Annotated in this window: 17 protein-coding genes and 1 pseudogene; 2 read left to right on the forward strand and 16 right to left on the reverse strand. The window is 57.1% G+C overall.

Annotated features, from left to right (window positions below):
• Positions 1 to 15: 15 nt before the first annotated feature.
• The gene (locus tag AABO57_12045; GenBank protein MEK6286465.1) at positions 16 to 489 is read left to right on the forward strand and encodes a cupin domain-containing protein; all 474 of its coding nucleotides are present in this window, start codon (positions 16 to 18) and stop codon (positions 487 to 489) included.
• 90 nt (positions 490 to 579) lie between these two features.
• Here the strand turns inward: AABO57_12045 and AABO57_12050 are convergent, their stop codons facing one another.
• From AABO57_12050 to AABO57_12105, 12 genes are all read right to left on the reverse strand, one after another.
• On the reverse strand, positions 580 to 1,032 hold the full coding sequence (locus AABO57_12050) for a hypothetical protein (protein MEK6286466.1): 453 nt from the start codon (positions 1,030 to 1,032) through the stop codon (positions 580 to 582).
• A gap of 235 nt (positions 1,033 to 1,267) precedes the next feature.
• Positions 1,268 to 2,155 (reverse strand): acetylglutamate kinase, encoded by an 888-nt coding sequence (gene argB / locus AABO57_12055; GenBank protein MEK6286467.1) that lies wholly within the window; start codon positions 2,153 to 2,155, stop codon positions 1,268 to 1,270.
• Positions 2,156 to 2,346: 191 nt separating this feature from the next.
• Positions 2,347 to 3,354: an N-acetylornithine carbamoyltransferase gene (locus tag AABO57_12060; GenBank protein ID MEK6286468.1), complete on the reverse strand. Its 1,008-nt coding sequence runs from the start codon at positions 3,352 to 3,354 to the stop codon at positions 2,347 to 2,349.
• An 83-nt stretch (positions 3,355 to 3,437) separates the two neighbouring features.
• The gene (locus AABO57_12065; protein ID MEK6286469.1) at positions 3,438 to 4,619 is read right to left on the reverse strand and encodes an aspartate aminotransferase family protein; all 1,182 of its coding nucleotides are present in this window, start codon (positions 4,617 to 4,619) and stop codon (positions 3,438 to 3,440) included.
• Positions 4,620 to 5,364: 745 nt separating this feature from the next.
• Entirely contained in the window at positions 5,365 to 5,691 is a 327-nt protein-coding gene (locus tag AABO57_12070; protein ID MEK6286470.1) for a HigA family addiction module antitoxin, read from the reverse strand.
• Between the two features lie 11 nt (positions 5,692 to 5,702).
• Entirely contained in the window at positions 5,703 to 5,981 is a 279-nt protein-coding gene (locus tag AABO57_12075) for a type II toxin-antitoxin system RelE/ParE family toxin (protein ID MEK6286471.1), read from the reverse strand.
• Between the two features lie 103 nt (positions 5,982 to 6,084).
• Positions 6,085 to 7,116 (reverse strand): N-acetyl-gamma-glutamyl-phosphate reductase, encoded by a 1,032-nt coding sequence (gene argC, locus AABO57_12080; protein ID MEK6286472.1) that lies wholly within the window; start codon positions 7,114 to 7,116, stop codon positions 6,085 to 6,087.
• Between the two features lie 118 nt (positions 7,117 to 7,234).
• Positions 7,235 to 8,320 (reverse strand): hypothetical protein, encoded by a 1,086-nt coding sequence (locus AABO57_12085; protein MEK6286473.1) that lies wholly within the window; start codon positions 8,318 to 8,320, stop codon positions 7,235 to 7,237.
• Between the two features lie 64 nt (positions 8,321 to 8,384).
• A complete protein-coding gene (locus tag AABO57_12090) occupies positions 8,385 to 9,620 on the reverse strand; it encodes an argininosuccinate synthase (protein MEK6286474.1) in 1,236 nt (411 codons plus the stop codon).
• A 17-nt stretch (positions 9,621 to 9,637) separates the two neighbouring features.
• On the reverse strand, positions 9,638 to 10,132 hold the full coding sequence (locus AABO57_12095) for an arginine repressor (protein ID MEK6286475.1): 495 nt from the start codon (positions 10,130 to 10,132) through the stop codon (positions 9,638 to 9,640).
• Positions 10,133 to 10,386: 254 nt separating this feature from the next.
• Positions 10,387 to 11,082 carry a PEGA domain-containing protein gene (locus tag AABO57_12100; protein MEK6286476.1) on the reverse strand — a complete coding sequence of 232 codons (696 nt, stop codon included), beginning with the start codon at positions 11,080 to 11,082 and terminating at the stop codon, positions 10,387 to 10,389.
• Positions 11,072 to 11,605, reverse strand: coding sequence for a hypothetical protein (locus AABO57_12105; GenBank protein MEK6286477.1), 534 nt, complete (start codon positions 11,603 to 11,605; stop codon positions 11,072 to 11,074). The genes AABO57_12100 and AABO57_12105 overlap by 11 nt, the downstream gene beginning before the upstream one ends.
• Positions 11,606 to 11,905: 300 nt before the next feature.
• Here AABO57_12105 and AABO57_12110 point away from each other — a divergent pair.
• Positions 11,906 to 12,346, forward strand: a pseudogene (locus AABO57_12110) (DinB family protein).
• Between the two features lie 34 nt (positions 12,347 to 12,380).
• On the opposite strand, the gene AABO57_12115 reads toward AABO57_12110, so the two are convergent.
• The 4 genes from AABO57_12115 to mazG all read right to left on the reverse strand — a co-directional run bounded on the left by AABO57_12115 (position 12,381) and on the right by mazG (position 15,642).
• Positions 12,381 to 12,554, reverse strand: coding sequence for a PLD nuclease N-terminal domain-containing protein (locus AABO57_12115; protein MEK6286478.1), 174 nt, complete (start codon positions 12,552 to 12,554; stop codon positions 12,381 to 12,383).
• A 109-nt stretch (positions 12,555 to 12,663) separates the two neighbouring features.
• Positions 12,664 to 13,950, reverse strand: a complete 1,287-nt coding sequence (locus tag AABO57_12120; protein MEK6286479.1) for a neutral/alkaline non-lysosomal ceramidase N-terminal domain-containing protein — start codon at positions 13,948 to 13,950, stop codon at positions 12,664 to 12,666.
• A complete protein-coding gene (locus AABO57_12125) occupies positions 13,947 to 14,726 on the reverse strand; it encodes an SDR family oxidoreductase (GenBank protein MEK6286480.1) in 780 nt (259 codons plus the stop codon). The genes AABO57_12120 and AABO57_12125 overlap by 4 nt, the downstream gene beginning before the upstream one ends.
• 109 nt (positions 14,727 to 14,835) lie before the next feature.
• Positions 14,836 to 15,642 carry a nucleoside triphosphate pyrophosphohydrolase gene (gene mazG / locus AABO57_12130; GenBank protein MEK6286481.1) on the reverse strand — a complete coding sequence of 269 codons (807 nt, stop codon included), beginning with the start codon at positions 15,640 to 15,642 and terminating at the stop codon, positions 14,836 to 14,838.
• Positions 15,643 to 15,770 lie beyond the last annotated feature (128 nt).

A 15,770-nucleotide genomic window follows, 5' to 3' on the forward strand; every position in this document is an offset into this window, starting at 1 on the left:
ACGGAGAATCGACACATGGCCGACGACACCGCTAAACCTTCCTGGAAACATCGCGGAGTGCGCATAGTTCACGCCGGCGAGCTCGACACTAACACGCCGCAGACGCCCGGGATGTATCGCGCTGCGGCGATAACTCACGCGCGAGCCGGCGCGACCAATCTCTGGGCGGGTACGGTCAGCATCCACCCAAACGCCAAGACCGGAGCCCATCATCACGGTGCGCTTGAAAGCGTCATCTACGTCGTCAAAGGCAAAGCGCGTATGCGTTGGGGCGATCATCTGGAGTTCACCGCTGAAGCCGGGCCGGGCGACTTCATCTACGTTCCGCCGTACGTTCCTCACCAGGAGATCAACGCCAGCACCGATGAGCCGCTCGAATGCGTCCTGGTGCGAAGCGGGCAAGAACCGATCGTCGTCAATCTTGATATCGCTTCCATCGAGCCTCCTGAGGAGGTCAGGTGGGTAGACGACACCCATCCGGCTGGCTAGGTTCAGAGTTCGACCTTCAGGTTGCTGGTACTCAAGCCCGCAAGCTGAAGCTTGAACTCTGAACATCCGAATGGGCGAAGCTCGAAGCGATCACTTATCCAGCGGCACCCCGACTACCGGCACGTCCCAGTGTCCAAGCAGAATCTCGAACCGGCGTTGCTCCTCGCGCTTGAAGGTTTCCTGATCAGGATAGAGCTGTTTGATGATCGGCTCCTCGCTGGCCTGGTCGGACGCAGCCGCCATGTTCTTGAAGACTATCGTCACCCGATAATCCCAACGCCCGTCCTCCGTCGCGTGATACCTGGGTGATGCAGCGGTCACGCTCAGGATGCGCCCAGTCTCGATTTGTTTCTTGAGTATCGGAAAGTGATTCTTCTTGAACAGCCGGATGAACTCATCGGCGTAGCCCCACTTCGCCTTGTAATAGTAGTCCGCGACGAAAGGCTCCTCTTTGGTTGCTTGCGGTGTCCATGCCGCCGCTGCGCACGTAAAGACCATTAGAGTTAGAACCAGCATCGCCGCCGGTCGAATAGCTTTGGTCATAACGGTTCCTCCAGGATCTAGTGTTGGTTCAGAGTTCCGAGTTCAGGGTTCCGAGTTCAGGGTTCACGGTTCAGGGTTTCTGGTTTCTGGTTTCTTCTAGTCTGGTTTGGATTTCGAGCCTAGGTACTACCCAATAACTCAAGCGCGATGCTGACCCGTAAAGGAACCCGAAACGAAACCAGAAACTAGAAACTAGAAACCAGAAACCCTGAACTCGGAACCCGGAACCCTGAACTCACTCCGTGATCATCGTGCCGGCGCCTTCGTCGGTGAACACTTCGCGCAGAAGCGCGTTGCGCCGCGAGCCGTTGATTATGTGAGCGCTTCGCACTCCGCGGCGAATGATGTGGGCGATGGCTGCGATCTTCGGCAGCATGCCTGATGACACGACCCGTTCCTGCACCAGCCGCTCAGCTTCTTCGGCCGACAAGCGCGAGATTCTGGATGAAGGGTCGTCGCGGTCGCGCAATACCCCATCGACGTCCGTCAGCAGGATGAGCTTCTCGGCGTGAAGGTGAACCGCGATCTCTGCCGCGATCGTGTCTGCGTTGATGTTGTAGATGTTGCCCTGCTCGTCGGATCCAAGCGACGAAATAACCGGCACGTAACCGTTTTCGAGCAGCAGCCGGAGCAAGCGAACATTGATTTCGACTATATCGCCAACATGCCCAAAGTCGATCGTCTCAACTTCGCCTGTTTCCTGGTTCAGCACTTTTTGAATCTCGCGCCGCCGAGCGTGGATGATGCTTCCGTCAACACCCGATAGCCCAACCGTCTCACAACCCGAACGCCGCAAGGCCGACACTACGTCCATGTTGATCTGGCCGGCGAACACCATCTTGGCGACCTCGAGCGTTTCGGTGTCGGTGACGCGTCTGCCGTTGACGATGCGCTGAGCGATGCCGAGCCGCTCGGCGATCGCGGTGAGCTGCTTGCCACCGCCGTGAATGACAGCAAGATGGATCCCTACCTGTTGGCAGAGAGTGATCTCTTCAGCAAGCGAGTTGAGCTGGTCTTGATCTTCGGTGACTTTACCCGAGAGCTTGACGACGAAAATGTTGTTCTTGAATCGCTGAATGTAAGGCAGCGCTTCGCGGAGTAGATCGAGTCTTTCGTTAATCATGGCTAAAAAACGGTTCCGGGTTTAGGGTTCCGGGTTCCGGGTTCAGAGTTCCGGGTTCAGAGTTCCGGGTTCAGAGTTCCGGGTTCAGAGTTCAAGCTTTAGCTTGCCCGGTTCCGTGTTGAGCGGTTCAGCCTTATCATCTCTTTGCAAGCTGAAGCTCGAACTCTGAACTCGGAACCCTGAACCCGGAACTAAATTATCGACGCCAGCACCGCCTTCTGCACGTGCAAGCGATTCTCGGCTTCGTCGATTGCCGCGTTCTGTGGGCCGTCCAATACCCCGTCAGTCACGATGACGTTCCGCCTCACCGGAAGACAATGCATGAACCAGCCGCTATCGGTCGAGTGCATAACTTCTTCGTCGATGCGCCAGTGTTTGTATTGCTGCCGAAGCTTGATGTCTTCCTCGGCGCGGCCGTAAAACTGTTTTCCACCCCAGCTCTTCGCGTAGACGACCCGCGCTCCGCGACAGGCTTCGCGCTGGTCGCGTGAAAACTGCACGCGCCCACCGCTGGACTTCGCCCCCGCTTCAATCTCAGCGATCGCTTCATCGCCGAGGTCGTATTCCGGAGGGCAGGCGATCGTCAAATCGAGACCGAGCTGAGCCGCAATCAACGCGAACGAATTCGGCACCGCCATCGGCAGCGGCTTCGGGTGATAAGCCCACGAAAGCACCACGCGCTGATGTGACAGAGTCCCAAGTTTTTCACGAATGGTCATGGCGTCGGCCAGCGCCTGAAACGGGTGATGCCGGGCCGATTCAAGATTGAAAACCGGGACATCACTGTGCTCGGCGAAACCTCGCACGACCGGATCAGTCATCTCGTCGTCGTAATTCTTCATCTCCGGGAACGCTCGCACGCCGATCGCCGCCGCGTAGCGCGACAGCACTCGCGCGGCCTCTTTGATGTGCTCGGTTTTGTCACCATCCATCACTACCGATTCGCGGTGCTCCAGACTCCACGTGCCCGTGCCCACGTCCAGGGTCACGGCGTTGCCGCCTAGCTCATAGACCGCTATCTCCATTGAGGCGCGAGTGCGAAGGGAGGGATTGAAAAACACGAGCGCGACACTCTTGCCCTGAAGCGGCCGCTCGCGATAGTCGCCGGCTTTGATCTTCGCCGCGAGATCGATGAGCGAGGTCAACTCATCCGCCGTGAAATCAGCGGTGCTCAGAAAGTCTTTTCCTCTGATATCCATAGTCCGACAGCTCATCGACCACGGAGTGGGCGGATTGGACGGATTCACACCGATCAGATCCGTGAGAATCCGTCCGATCCGTTTCATCCGTGGTCTATTTGGCCCAGCTCATCCAAAAACAAATCAATCTCAGCCCGTCGCAGCGTGAGCGGGGGCAGCAGCCTCAACACGCTCGGATCGTCCGACAGCCCAGTGATTATCTTCTTCTCCAACAGCACCTGCTGAACGGACTTCGCGGTTGCGCCTGGGAACTTGATCCCAATCAAGTACCCGAGCCCCCGCACTTCTTCAATCGTGGATAGTGTCTCGAGCTCACCAAACAAGTACTCAGAATTCTCGCGCACGTTTTCGAGCAGCCGCTCATCGCGGATCACATCGATTGTCGCTTCGAGAGCGGCGCTCGCCAGCGGCCCCCCGCCGAAGGTTGTTCCAAGATCGCCGGTCCTTATCTCGCCGGCAATCGCATCGGTCATCAACACCGCGCCCATCGGCACTCCGCTAGCAATGCCTTTGGCGAGCGTGACCAGGTCGGGGACGACAGCGAAGCGTCCGGCGAAAAAAAACTCGCCCGTCCGGCCCATTCCTGTTTGCACTTCATCGTAGATCAGCATCGCGCCCGCCTGATCGCACATCTCGCGGAGAGCTTGATAGAACTCCGCTTCAGCCATCCGCACGCCGCCCATCGATTGAATAGGCTCGAGGATGACCGCCGCTGTCTCTTCGTCCAACAGGGTTTCGACCGACGCGACGTTGCCGAAGTCGGCGTAAACGTGGCCTTCAAGCAGAGGCGACACGTTCTCGCGATACTTCGCAAGACCGGTGGCCGAGAGCGACCCCGGCGTGCGTCCGTGGAACCCGCCTTCAAATGAAATGATTTTAGTGCGGCCGGTGAGCATGCGCGCGATCTTCATCGCGTTCTCGTTGGCCTCGGTGCCCGAGTTGACGAAGAACGTTTTGGTGAGTGGCTCGGGCGCGGCTTCGATGAGCTTCTTCGCCGCCCGCGCACGCGCGTCGTTGTAGACGAGGTTCGAATAGAAGATCAACCGCGCAGCCTGATCGGCGATCGCCTGAACGATGCGCGGATGAGAGTGCCCGGTTGAGACAACCGCGTGCCCGCCGTAAAGATCCAGATAGCGCTCACCGGTTGAGGTGTAAACCCAAACGTCTTGGCCGCGCTCGATGACGAACGGAAACTTCTTATAGGTCGCGACCTGATAGTGCTCTTCTATGTCGATCAGGTTCTCTGGCTGTGGTTGAGTCGTCAATTCCCTTCTCCTTGGCTCCCGGCAATGCTAGTTCTCGCCTTGGGCGGTCTATGCTTAGTCGGTATCGACACCGCCGATCGAGCGCCGAACCGGGTAGTCTGCGACGATCGCCCGGCCGTCGCTAAGCGCTCGCACTGAATGCAAAGTGTCCGGCGGCACGATGGCCACACAGCCGGCCTATCGAAGAGCATCACGTTGCAGTTCTTCAATCAGAGGTTTTGGATCCTTGCCCGACCGGATTTCGCGCCATATCGCGAGCAGTTTGTCTTTGTGGCGTTAGAAGATCGGATCTAATGGCCGTATCGTATCTGCGGTACTTACGTGCGAGCGATTTAGGCATGATCCTTTCTCCTGTTTCAATAGAAAAGCTTGCTACGTGTCGTTCTCCACCGTAATCGGCGTGTACGTGAGGTTTTTGGTGCTGCTCTTTTAGACAAATGACAAGAGTCACCTGATTGTTGAGTTGTAGGACAGGGGCACTAGCGTCTGCGGACGAAATCACATTCGCACTTCGAATCGGATCCGTTCGATCCAACGCCACGTCGTCCTGCGACTCTATGAGGACGGTATCTCCGTTTTCGAATATCACTCTAAAGGCAGTCACTTCCTCGATACAAAGAGCTCTCTGCATCTCGGCCAGTCTCTCTCTCAACGTGCTCATCTTGTACCTCAGAACCTGACGATTATTGCCTTCCTCCGACAGCGGCCTAGGCAGGAACGAGTCTCGTTTCTCTGCGGAAACGCTTCACGAGCGGGTTTGGGTGCGACTGCCATGAGCTGCGACATCCTCCCAGGGATTGATTCTTGCCAATTCATCTTTCAAAACCCTTTCGGCAACTTCCGTGTCGTATGCGGCCTGGGCACGCAGCCAGTAGCCGTTAGATAGGCCGAGGAACCGGCACAGTCGCAAATCGGTGTCCGCCGTAATAGTACGTTTGCCGGCCACAATCTCGCCGATGCGCTGCGCCGGCACGCCGATCTCCTTCGCCAGCCGGTACTGACTGATCCCCATCGGCCTCAGAAACTCCTCCAGCAACAGTTCGCCGGGCGTTATGGGCTTGAGTATTCGCATAGTCATCTCCGTCAGTGATAGTCCACGATTTCGACATCTTCAGCTCCAGCCTCGGTCCAGCGGAAGCACACGCGAAACTGATCGTTAACGCGAATGCTGTACTGCCCCGAACGATCACCCTTCAGTGCTTCCAGCCGATTGCCGGGCGGCACCCGAAGATCGCTTAACTTACTCGCGATCTCCAACTGCCGCAGCTTGCGGCGTGCGACGGCCGCTATGCTCACGAAGCGCTTGACCCGGTTGCCCTTCGAGAGCGCTAGCGTGTCGCGACACTTGAAAGACTTGACCACGTGCCTTGATGGTAACGCCGGCCGTGATTACCGTCAAAGGTCGCTCCTGCCGGCTTCGTTATGAACCGAGAAGCCGGGAGGGCGGCGGGCGTGCGCGCCCACACTATGGATTGCTCCCGGGCAGCACCAAGCCCGTCCGCTCGCCGAAACCAAACGTCAAATTCATATTCTGCACGGCCTGTCCCGCCGCGCCTTTCACCAGATTGTCGAGCGCGACGAACACGATTATGGTGTCGCCGCTTGCGGCCCACCCGATGTCTACGAAGTTAGTGTTCTTCACCCAGTTGATGTCCGGCGAGCCGTCAACCAGTCGGATGAAGAACTCATTGCCGTAGAACTCTCGAAATAAGTTCCCGACTTCGTCACGCGTCATCGACTTAGTCGGAGTCACGTAGATCGATGCGAAGATCCCGCGCACCACAGGAATCGAGTGAACCTGAAATACCAGATCGCATTCGGATGACCACTTCGAGTTCACACAGGCGAGCAACTGTTCTACTTCAGGCTGGTGCTGATGCTCGAATGTCTTGTAGGCGTAGAGGCTGTTCGCTCGCTTCGGATGATGAGTGTTGGCCGCTGCTTTCGCCCCCGAGCCCGACGAACCGGTTTTCATATCGGCAATCACTTTGCCAGTTGCGAGTCCAGACGCGACCAACGGGTAGAGCCCCAGTTCGAGCGCGGTGGCGAAGCACCCGGGATTCGCGATGCGTGTTGCTTCCTTGATTTGATTGCGATTCACTTCGGTCAAACCGTATACGAACTCGCGCTGCGTCTGCATCGCAGTGTGCTCGCGTCCGTAGAACTGTTTGAACTTTGCTTCATCGTTCAATCTGAAATCGCCCGAGAGATCGATTGCCTTTAGAGAGCGGGGAAGCGAGGGAACGATCTCCATCGCCTGGCCGTGTGGCAAACCGAGAAAGACGCAATCGAGTCCGTCGAGGGCGCCAGGATCGGGCATGGCGGCGAACTTGAGATCGGTGAGCTTCGCAAGGTTCGGATGCACCGCGTCGACTCGCTTGCCGGCGTGCTCGTTAGCGGTGACCAGCGTCAGTTCGACCTCTGGATGAAACAGCAAAATGCGAAGCAACTCGCTTCCGCCGTAGCCCGATCCTCCGAGTATGCCTGCCTTGATCAAATGCTCTCCTCTCTCTTTTGTTCGCCTCTTGCGTCTTTGCGGGGGCTTTGCGAAACCCAACATTCGAATCGCTTGTTTCGCGCAAAGACGCAAAGCCCACACAAAGACGCAAAGAGAATTACCTCTGAGCCCACTCTGCTAGTTTTGTCTTGATCAAATCAGCGAGATGCTCTCCGCCATTGACCGCGTTCGCCGCGTCCAGACCAAGCTCGCGCTTTACGTAGTCCGTGCCCATCTGCGAGTCAGCCACCGGACCCGAGATCACATCGATCTTGACGCCGTGACTGGCCAACAACTCACGACCGCCCCACGCGCCTACGAAGTCGCCCGCGCAAAAGACAAGCGCTGCAGTCGCGTCCATCAGCTCCTGATCCTTGAAGATCGTCTCGACGCCGTAGCCGCCCAGGATTCCGTCGCCAAGCTCGATCACTATGCAATCGGGCGCGGTCTCGGCGAGCTTCGATATCACGCCCTTCGCCATCGGCGCCAGATTCGCGAGCCCGACCGTCGATGGAAGACCGCAGTCCAGAAAACTCATCGTCTTGATCGCTCCGTGGTCCTCCATATTCAACGTGTCACGCAGGCAAGCTACTCCGGCGAGCTTTGCGGCTGCGACGCGGCGGCCCTCGCGCGTGAGGTGCTTGATGATCTCGGTCGCGGCGTAGGTCTTGCCCGAGTTCATACAGGTGCCCGCCACCAGCACGAGTGGCACCGTGTACTCTAGCGTATCGCGCGGCGCGATGGCGCCTTCGGCGATGTTGAGGACGCGCCCGTCGCTTACCGGCATGCCTATCACTTCGACTTCGATTGCGTTGCTCAAGCTGTGATGATGACCCACGCACCGGCCGATCAACCCGCCAAGGTTGAGCAAATGCAATCGATCACCGGCCTGAACAGTTTCGGGAACGTCGCCGACAAACCCCTTCAGGGCGCGCCGATAGCCGAGCACTCCGGCGATGATGTCGCCGGGGTTGATCTTCGCCATTCGCCCGGTCACCAGCTCGAGCGTGTTATAGGTCGCGTTGTCGGTGAGCGTGCGGACGACGACTACGTTGCCGGCGCGCGCTTCACAACGAATGGTTATTTCGAGCTCGTGATCGAGACCGAGATTCACTGTTGACGACGCGATCTTATCGACACGCACTAATCGCAGGTCAGCGTCCTGCTCAGTGGCGATCACGTTTTCTTCAATCGTTCGACTCATCATGCTTAGCTCCTATTCAACGTCAGACTGAAGCGAGACCTCAATCAAAACTGCCCAGCGATCCTCAATCTTCTATCTTCGATCCTCGTTTCTCCTCTGCCATCTTTCTCATCCTCAGCCGCAGCGCGTTCAGCTTGATGAAGCCTTCCGCATCGCGCTGGTTGTACACCGTGTCGTGCTCGAACGTTGCGTACGCTTCTGAATAGAGCGAACACGGAGAGCGGCGCCCGACGACTGTGCAGTTGCCCTTGTACAGCTTCAGCCGCGCAGTGCCGCGGACGTTCTTCTGGGTTTCATCGACCAACGCGCGAATGGCTTCAAACTCGGGCGTGTACCAGAAACCGTAGTAGATCATTTCGGCCACTCGAGCGTTTAGCGAATCTTTCAAGTGCGCGACTTCGCGGTCGAGCGTGAGTGATTCGACCGCGCGATGCGCCGCGTGCAGAAGCGTCATGCCCGGCGTTTCATACACACCCCGCGATTTCATTCCGACGAATCGATTCTCAACCAGATCGACTCGGCCGATTCCGTGCTCTCCTCCCAATCGGTTCAACCGGTCGAGAAGCGAAGCCGGCGATAGAATCTCGCCATCAACGGCGACCGGCACGCCCGACTCAAAATCGATCTCGACGTATGCCGGCTTATCAGGCGCGTCCTCCGGCGACCGGGTGAGGATGAATATTGAGGCCGGCGGTTCAGCCCACGGGTCTTCGAGTATCCCGCCCTCGTAGCTTATGTGCATGAGGTTGCGATCCATCGAGTAAGGCTTCTCTTTCGTCGCCGTTATCGGGATCTTGTGTTGCTGTGCGTAAGCGATCAGGTCCGAGCGCGATTTGAACGGCCACTCGCGCCAGGGGGCGATCACTCGAATGTGCGGATCGAGCGCGTAGTAAGTGAGTTCGAACCGGACCTGATCGTTTCCTTTTCCAGTCGCCCCGTGCGCGACCGCGCGAGCGCCTTCTTGTTGCGCGATCTCGATTTGCTTCTTGGCGATAAGCGGCCGCGCCAGCGACGTCCCGAGCAGATAAACGCCCTCATAGACGGCGTTGGCCTTGAGAGCGGTAAACACAAAATCGCGCACGAACTCTTCGCGCAAGTCCTCGACGTAGAGCTTCGACGCGCCGGTCGCGAGTGCTTTCTCTTCAAGACCGCCGAGCTCCTGGGCTTGACCAACGTCGGCCGCGAAACAGATGACTTCGCAATCATAAGTTTCTTTCAGCCACCGCAGGATCACAGAAGTATCGAGCCCTCCCGAATAAGCGAGCACGATCTTGCCGATGTGTTCCGTTCCAGTTTGCATCAATCAGTTCTCCAAATTCATCGCGGCCACAGGGCGTTAACCCCCGAACGCGCCGCGCGCTTATTGACTGCGCGCGATCGCGGACGAGAATCCGCGAAGAGCTTAACGATCTTCTTCATGGCAAGCCGCTGAGCCGCAACGTTCTTGACTGCGATCAGAATCGTGTCGTCGCCCGCTACCGTACCGACTATCTCGTCGATGTTCGCGCGGTCGATGGTGAGCGCCGCCGGTTGAGCGAGTCCGACTTCGGTTTTCACCACGATGATGTTGTCGCCGGCGGTGTCAATCTCGGTGACCGGGCCGCCGGCCTTCACAGCGTCCTCCGGGGCAATGTAATGGCCGTCAAGCTTCGTGAGTCCGAGCTTTACTATGTCGCGCGAGATGCTTGACTGCGTGGCCGCAAAGCCGCGCCGCGACAAGTGCGCGGCGAGTTCTTGCTGAGTGGCCACCGGCCTGGCGCTTATGATCTCGAGTATCTTCTGATGCCGGGTTCCCTTTGCGGTCTTATGCATTGCTCGCCTCACTATGCGCATATTATGCGAATAGGATGCATAAACTAGCACAAAGGTTTAGAAATGGTCAAACTGGTTTTGTGGTCCGGCGCCCGGTCGACGTCTTGAGTTGGTTGTTTGAGGAGTCCAATTGATCCTGGCCGCATGGGCAAAAAGAAGACCGGCCCCCGTTATGCTACCAAGCGTGTCGAGGGCGATGTTCTGCCGGTGCAAAAGGGTGGTTTGAAGCGAGTTGCCCTACGGCAGTGATTCCGCTATTGCTGCTTTGCGAGTTGGCAGGTCAACGTGTGCTTCCTGCTGCCTTCGATGTTGACGGTCTCGCTGTGGTCGATGTAGTCCGGTTTTTTCCTTACTATCACGGGGTGAGGCCCTTCGACAAGCACGAAGGTCTTGCCGGAGTAGTCTACAAACTTACCGTCAATCAAGACCTCCGCCTGCTCTGGTAGGGATTCGACCTTCAGTTGCCCGTACTTATTGCGGGTCGTCGGCACATAGTCCGGCTTGTTACCGAGCTGATACTCCCACGAGACGAAAATATCTGGCAATTCATCGGCAGTTATGATCCCGTTCAAGTAAATCGGTACCAGCTTGTGTCCGGCGACGCTTATTTTCCCGCGGGCATACCATCTTGCGTGGATGCTTTCGGCAGAAAGAAAGTCCACAACGAAGGAGGCTTTGGCACCTATGGTCAGCTCAACCTTGTTCGATGCCTCCCACTTTTCAACCGATGAAACAAGGTCGGGGCGATTAATGTTCCGGAGTACGTACATTCTCGTGTTCTGTGTCATCGAGGAAATTAGGGGCTCTACGTCGCTTGCACCTATTCCCTGCGCCCCGCGCTTCATTGGCCCTTCGGCGCCGATGCCCTGAGCGCTCGTTTCCTGAGCCGCCAGGAATACAGTAGCCATCGTCAAGAGGACGCACCAAGATTCTCGGATACTAACTCTCATTTGTGATTACCTCCTTGTTTGCATTTGCGGGCGGACCCTGATTGATCGGGGGAGTAGTTTCAAGCAAGGCAAAGATGACAAAAAATATCACGGACAGCCAAAGACAATAGTACTGAAAGCGCCGGGGTATCTCGATTAGTGCGTTGGAAGGGTCGTAAAAACTATTCGACAGCATCTCTACCATTTTAAAGTATAGAATGTAACCAAAGTATATTGAAAACACCGCAAAGACACTGCACACGGCCATAGTCATTCGTCGCCCACGCGACTGAACTCTAAACGGCTCGTCTTTCTTAAGAAGGAGCGCTCCAACGCCGCCAATAACTAAGGTTGCCAAAGAAGTCATCAGCTTGTTCATTTCAATAATTATCTCGGAGGACCGCTTTTGTAATTCATTGAGAGTCTCGATTGCGACCCCGGGTTCCGGCTTGGGATTGAAGCAAATTTCAGCAACGATCCAACCGAGAATGACCAACGAGACAAACAAGACCGTTGGCAACCAATGAGGTGTTTTAGTCATCATGTTTCCTCTTCCGAAGCCCAGAGCCGCGCCCGCTTACCTCTCTCATTACCCCATGACGGAAAATGTCGGGAGAATAATGCAAATTCCTTCTCGTTGATTTAGGATGCCGAACCGCTATATTTCTTAGGCTGGCGAACCGGAGCGATTAGGTGGTGGCCAGTGACCATACGATTCGCAAGCTTGCCGCGGAAGCGGCTAAATTCGACAGACGCTGAGGTTGTTGTTTATGAGCAGGCGGAGTACCTGCGAGGCTTGCTCGTGGGGGTTGAAGAGTGGTAGCTCGCGAAGCCGGCCGCGTCGGGCAAGATGTCGTTGAAACAAAAGGCCGCGCATCTTGCGCACACCAACGAGATGTTGGCCGAGCGCGTCGAGCAAATGCTGGAGTTGGACGAACCACCGATCAAGGTGATCGACGCGGCGCTCGAAGACCTGCAGTCATATAAGGCCGCCGATCTGGAGAAGGTCAAGGAGGAGTCTTCATGCGGCGGCGAGCGATTGATCGAAAAGCTCGGCAAGTTGTATCCGCAAGACTGGGAGAGGCGCGGGTCTCATCCCGAATTTCACAACTACAACATGCAGATGACCGTCGAGCACCTGCTGCTGCACGAGGCCCATCAACTGTATGGCATGGAGCAGTTGCGCGCCGCGCCCGAGATCGATGGGACCAGCGCTGAGTGTTACTTACGGTGGTATAGCCTGATTGTTGGTTCTCGTTCGAGTAGAGGACGCTTTCCCGACTGACAACGACGCGACGGTTCAGACGTGAGCCTGACGCCTAGTAGCCCTTTTCGCGGAAAACCAGCAAGTACAGACCGGCGCCGATGATCGGGAACAGGAGTATAAGAATCATCAACACAACCTTGGTGGTCGTGTCGCGGTTCGAATTCACCACGTCGTTCAACGCAAATATGTCCAGGATGATGGCTGCGATTCCAAGAAGCGAAAACATGATTTCTATTGTCCTCCTGTTGGGTTGTCGCTCTAGGTTACGAGCCGGTCAAATCGAAAGTTCGACAATAAGCCGCCCTCACTTTACGCTACAAGAGTGGATCATCGGGCTATTGAGGCTTCTTCTTCTCGACGGGCCGAAGCTTTTCGAGTAGCTGAAACGATTCGTTGGCGATCAAGCTCCCGAAGCTTGGACCGAACAGCGAGATCGTCGACTCGTAGGTCTTATGACGATATTCGTCTTCGGTGATGATGTAGCCAAGCGCGTCGTTGGTCAGCCCGAGCAAAAAGGTTTTCTCGAAGCCAAGCATCTTGCCGCGCTCCTTGACCTGAAAATTCAGAATGCTGCCAAGCTCGCCTGGGATCGTCACGAATGCGATGCGGCCCGCGAACGAGATTGCGCTGATCTCCGACTCATAGCTGGACGGGTAGGTCATCGTGGGCGGGAAGACCGAAGTCGGCACGATCTTCAGCGTCAACGGTGTTCGAGCGAGTTTGATATCGATTGCGTCCTGCGGCTTGATCATGAGCACGATCTTGAACGCTTCGGTCGCCAGGATCGTGCCGACGTTTTCCGCGCGCTGCCAGCCGTCATCGCCTTGAAACGCGTGCGGAGCGATCGTCCCCTGCGCGCCGTTTGCGAAGATCGCTACGGCGTCGCCCCCAATCATTCGCTCGAGCGCGTTTCTGGCGTAGCCGACGAAATCAGCCGAGAAAGTCATGTTCTCCGGGCCCAACACAGTCGGGTGAGCGGCGAAGTTCATCAGCACCGCCATTGGGTTTCCGGTCGCCGCCGAGTCGATTCGAATCACGCCGACCTCGGGATCGACCGGACCATTTGGCGGCCAGCTCGACCTGAAGCGAGAGATGCCTCGCGCCTCGCCCGCCCCAAAAGCTATGCGGGCGGGCCTAAGAGTCTTGTTCGCGGAGATGATCGCTTCAGCGGTTCGTTGTTCGTAGAACCCGCGAATCTTTGGATCGAACTTGCCTGCAAGCACATTTGCGAGCAACGGCAACATCTCCATGAAAGCTCCGCCCCCGGAGTGCGTGTGCGACGACATCACGAAGATGTGATCGGGAAGAATCTGGGTGGCAGCCGAGGCTATGCCCCGGATGCGTTCGACCATGCCGTGATCGAAGCCCAGATGATCGACGCTGACGAAAGCGAGCTTCTCGACACCGTTGTCGATGATCAGGGCACGTGCTTCGGTGGGATCGTGCATGCCGGTTGAAGGCTGGGCTCGCCGCGCGCCGTAACCCGCCAGCGGAGTGCCGACCGGAGGCGTGATGTCCGATTTCGCGGCGCCTGCCATCAGCTTGCCCTGCGCGCTTGCGGTCAGCGCAAGGCATAAGAGCAGAAGAATATTAGCGATCGAGATTGTGAGATTTCGTTTCATGAAGTAATTGTGCCGCCGCCATCCACGACAAACGTGTGACCGGTGATATAGCCGGAGGCCGGCGCCGCTAAGAAAACCGCTACGCCTTTTAACTCGCCTTCCGCCCCGACTCGGCCCATCGGGACCCCGGCTTCGATCATGGGTTGTGCGACTTCCAAGACTCTTTCCGTCATTCGCGAAGGAAAGAATCCCGGCGCGATGGCATTGACTCGAATACCTCGCCGGGCCCACTTCGCGGCGAATTCGCGGGTCATCGCGATCAATCCACCCTTGGCCGCGACGTAGCCGATTATATGCTGGCCGTTCTCCATCGAGCCCCTGAGTCCGGCTATGGACGCGACATTGATGATGTTGCCGGTGCGGCGCTTGAGCATTTCGCGCCCAACACGTTGAGAGAAAAGAAAAGCGCCGGTCAGATTGGTCTGGAGCACCATGTTCCACTTCTCGAGCGAATGGTCTTCGATGGGCTCTCCCCAGGTCACGCCGGCGTTGTTGACGAGAATGTCGATTTGACCATAGATCTCGATGGTCCGATCGACTGAGGCCTGAACATCGGCGACCTTCGACACATCGCACAGCGCGCCTTCGCACCTGAAGCCGCGACTGCGAAATTCTTCGACGGTTGGTGTCAACCATTGCTCGCGGCGCGCCAGCAGCATTAGCGAGGCCCCGGCTTCGGCAAGACCTTCCGCCATTTCCTTCCCGAGTCCGCGTGAACCGCCCGTTACCAGCGCGACCTTTCCCGAGAGATCAAATAGTTCTTTCAACGTTGGCAAGTATCGAGTCTCCTTCCTTAGTTCCCTGGGAGCGCAGGCATCATTTCCTGTTTGGGCCTGCCTGGCATTGCGCGAGAAGAGGCAGGCAGGGATGCCTGCGCTCCCAGAGCTAGCCCGGCCGCACATCCGTCGGAGTAGGATCCTTCTCCCTGGCTTTAGCCTCATCCCATAGTGCGTCCATCTCGATGTGATCTGAGTCTGCCGGTTTGCGGCCCTGCTCTCGAAGCTTGTCTTCGATATAACGGAATCGTCGCCGGAATTTTCTGTTCGAACCCTTTAGCGCACTTTCGGGATCGATGCCGAGGAGTCGCGCGACATTCACCGCTACGAAGAGCAAGTCCCCGACCTCGCCGGCGATCTCCTGATGAGTCGGGTGCTCGTCGGCCACCGCCTGCTTCAGCTCTTCCACCTCTTCGTCGAGTTTTTCAAGGACCGAGGCGACATCCGGCCAATCGAAGTCGACGCGCGAGACCTTCGTCGTCATCTGAAACGCTTCCATCACCGCCGGCAACTTCGACGAAACGCTGTCCAGCATCGAGGGGTTCTCTGCGCGCTTGCCCTTTGCTTCAAGCTCGGCTTCTTTGATCGCTTCCCAGTTTCGAAGCACTTCGCCGGCGGTCTGAGCTGTGTCCTCGCCGAACACGTGTGGATGGCGGCGGATCATCTTGGAGGCAATGCGCTCGATCACCTCGGCGACGTTGAAGCGGTTTTCTTCGGTTGCGATCTGGCTGTGAAAAACGACTTGAAGCAGCAAATCTCCAAGCTCGCCGACGAACTCCTCATCGTTGCCCTCGTCGATGGCTTCGACGACCTCATAGGCTTCTTCGAGCATCATTGGCTTGAGGCTCTCGTGTGTCTGCTCGCGATCCCAGGGACAGCCGCCGGGCGCGCGCAGCCGCGATATCAACGCGACCATCTCGGCGAATTTTTCCCCTGCCGTATTTGAGTATGAGTCCGCCACGCACCGAATCTACAAGATGAACCGGCAAAGGGCAAAGGGCAAAGAGCGGAGGATCGAGAATGGAAGATCGAAGGTTGAGGATC

The organism is Acidobacteriota bacterium (assembly GCA_038040445.1).
GTDB lineage: Bacteria > Acidobacteriota > Blastocatellia > UBA7656 > UBA7656 > Onstottus_A > Onstottus_A frigus.